Here is a 2,960-nt window from a genome sequence, read left to right on the forward strand (position 1 = left end):
CGCGGTGCCGCTGCCGGTGACCTCGCTGCCCGGGTTGGGCTTGAGGTTGGCGTTGACCGAGCCGTCGGCCGCGAAGGCCGGACCGACACTGAGCGCGAGAACTGCTGCTGCACCGAACGCGGCGCCGACGATCTTCCTGGTTGTGCGCATGCTGCTTCCTCCTTGGAGTGCGGGACAACCTCTCAGTGGTGAGTCCGGTCCCGGACTTCGAAAGATCGTCTCCAGAGAGTGTTTCGACGCCCCGGCGCCAACAGATTGGTCTGGGGCGGGAGGAGTTTCTCGAGCGGCCGTGAGGTCCCACCCGCCAGCAGCTCGAGACGGGGCGGGAACGAAACGCCGCCGCTGCGTGTCCTCCACGGTGAAGACTGTCAGTCGGTGACGCGGGAGAGAGCGGGTGAGGCGTGACGCGGGCGCATGACGAGCAGTTCATGCAGTTCGTCCGCGAGCGCTCGCTCTCGTTGCGGCGCACGGCATACCTGCTCTGTGGCAGCTGGGCGGACGGTGACGACCTCGTGCAGGAGTCCCTGGCGAAGGTCTACGTCGCGTGGCCGCGCATCGCCTCGCCCCACGCGGCCCTGTCCTACACCCGCACGACGATGCTGCGCACCTACCTCAACAGCCGGCGCAAGTGGGGCCGCGAGGTCACCCTCGCTGCCGTGCCCGAGCATGGTGTTGACGACCGGGACGCAGCCCTGACGGTCACCTTGTCGGCATTGCTGCGCGAGCTGGCGCCCAAGCAGCGTGCCGTGCTCGTGCTGCGCTTCTACCAGGACCTGAGCGTGCCCCAGATCGCCGCCGAGCTCGGCGTGCCCGAGGGCACGGTCAAGAGCCAGCTCTCCCGCGGACTCGCGACGATGCGCACCCGGCTCGAGGACCCGACGGACACCAGCGGAGACAAGGAAGTGACCACGTGACCGAGGACCAGCTACGCGAGCAGATGCACCGGATCGACGAGCTGACGCCGCCCGGCACGGCGTTCGAGGACCAGGCGCTGTATGCCGGTCAGCGCCGGCTCGCGCGTCGGCGCGCCTGGTCACGCGGCCTGACTGGTGCAGCCGCCGCGGTCGTCATCGGCGCCCTCGCCGTCCCCGCCCTGACCCGTCACCCGGACAGCGCCTCGACGGCCGCCGCACCCGAGGGTCGCGGTGCCGCGGCGTCGTCCTTGCCCGCTGCTCCCGGCACCCCGGGGGCAGGCAGCGACACCCAGGGCGCAGGCAGCGACCCGGCCCAAGCGGGGGAGTCCGGCGTCGCGAGCGCGCTGGCTCTCGTGACCGCGGCGCTGCAACGACCGCCCTACGACGAGATCTACACGGCGGTGCGTCCGGGCTCGGCCACCGGCGATCCGCTGCGGTTCTACCTCACCCGGCTGGATCCCGCAGCGACGGCACTCATCACCGCCGGCTTGCCGGCAGGGACTCCCGTCACCTTCGTCACCTCGGCCTACTCGGCCAAGGCCTGCGCGTCGACCCTCGCCCGCGTCGGCGCCGACCTGCCGACGCTCCAGCAGGACGGGATACCGTTCGCCGGGACAGGGTGTGACGAGTTGGGGCGGGTGTCGATCGTCCTCGGCCGCGGGGCAGCCCCGGCCCAGGGCCGTGCGCTCGAACTGCGATACGGCGACCTCGTCGCGGTGCGGCAGGAGTCGTCGAGCGGGGCGCCGCCGGGCGGCTGATGCCAGACTGAGCGTTGTGATCCTCGTCCAGCCGCTTGCCGCCCCGGTGACCCCGTCCGAGGCGCTGCGCCGGATCGCCTTCCTGCTCGAGCGTTCACGTGCCGGGACCTACCGCGTCGAGGCCTTCCGCAACGCCGAGAAGACCATCACCACCCTCTCCACGGACGAGCTGCGCCAGCGCACGGCCGAGGGCACCCTGACCGAGCTCAAGGGCGTCGGCGACTCGACCGCCTCGGTGATCGGCCAAGCCGTCGAAGGGGAGCTCCCGGCATACCTGGAGTCCTTGCAGGAGAAGGAGTCCGGGCCGCTCGTGCGCGGCGGGGAGGACCTGTATGCGGCGCTGGTGGGTGACCTGCACAGCCACTCCGACTGGAGCGACGGCGGGTCCTCCATCCAGGAGATGGTGCTCGCGGCCGTGGAGCTCGGGCAGGAGTGGCTCGCCCTGACCGACCACTCACCGCGGCTGCGGATCGCCAACGGCCTGTCGGCGGCCCGGCTCACCGAGCAGCTCGGCGTCGTCGAGGCCGTCAACGCCTCGCTCGGCGACCGGTTCCGGCTGTTGTCCGGGATCGAGGTCGACGTCCTCGACGACGGCGAGCTCGACCAGACCGAGGAGATGCTCGGTCGCCTCGACGTCGTCACGGCCTCGGTGCACTCGAAGCTCGCCATGAACGCGGCGCCGATGACGCGGCGGTTGGTGGCCGCGGCGCGCACCCCCCGGGTCAACGTCCTTGGCCACTGCACCGGCCGGCTCGTGACCGGGTCGCGCGGCCGGCGGGCGCAGTCGTCGTTCGATGCGCGGGCCGTCTTCGAGGCGTGTGCCGAGAGCAACACCGCCGTCGAGATCAACTCCCGTCCTGAGCGGTGTGACCCGCCGGACGAGCTGATCGAGCTGGCCCGTGACCTCGGGTGCCTCTTCGCGATCGACTCCGATGCCCACGCCCCGGGCCAGCTCGACATGAAGGCCTACGGATGCGAGCGCGCGGAGCGCCTCGGCATCCCGGCCGACCGGATCGTCACGACGTGGCCCCTCGAACGGGTCCTCGAGTGGGCGGCGTCCTGAGCGACCCGGGGGCGTGGCGGGCCCCCCAGCGCGGCCTGTGACGATTTTGCCGCCGCCCACGCATCCCCTATGCTTTCGGAGTCCTCGACGGATCCGAAAACGCTGTTCACCTGGTCGGCTCGGTACGGCGGGGGTCCCACGAGACACCGGGTCCCCATCGTCTAGCGGCCCAGGACTCCGCCCTTTCACGGCGGCAGCACGGGTTCGAATCCCGTTGGGGATACG

The 2,960-nt window shown here is 71.3% G+C and carries 3 protein-coding genes and 1 tRNA gene; all 4 read left to right on the plus strand.

The genetic code is table 11. The features are described 5' to 3' along the window. The first annotated feature begins 401 nt into the window (after positions 1 to 401). On the plus strand, positions 402 to 914 hold the full coding sequence (locus tag ACLL9L_RS16385; RefSeq protein WP_411285725.1) for a SigE family RNA polymerase sigma factor: 513 nt from the start codon (positions 402 to 404) through the stop codon (positions 912 to 914). Next, complete coding sequence (locus tag ACLL9L_RS16390) at positions 911 to 1,672, plus strand: hypothetical protein (RefSeq protein ID WP_411285726.1); 762 nt, start codon at positions 911 to 913, stop codon at positions 1,670 to 1,672. Before ACLL9L_RS16385 ends, ACLL9L_RS16390 begins: the two co-directional genes overlap by 4 nt. A 16-nt stretch (positions 1,673 to 1,688) precedes the next feature. Beyond that, a complete protein-coding gene (locus ACLL9L_RS16395; RefSeq protein WP_411285727.1) occupies positions 1,689 to 2,735 on the plus strand; it encodes a PHP domain-containing protein in 1,047 nt (348 codons plus the stop codon). A gap of 150 nt (positions 2,736 to 2,885) precedes the next feature. After that, positions 2,886 to 2,958 (plus strand) — tRNA-Glu (locus ACLL9L_RS16400). Positions 2,959 to 2,960: the final 2 nt, after the last annotated feature.

This window comes from Lapillicoccus sp. (assembly GCF_046595215.1).
In the GTDB taxonomy this organism is placed as follows: Bacteria; Actinomycetota; Actinomycetes; order Actinomycetales; family Dermatophilaceae; genus Lapillicoccus.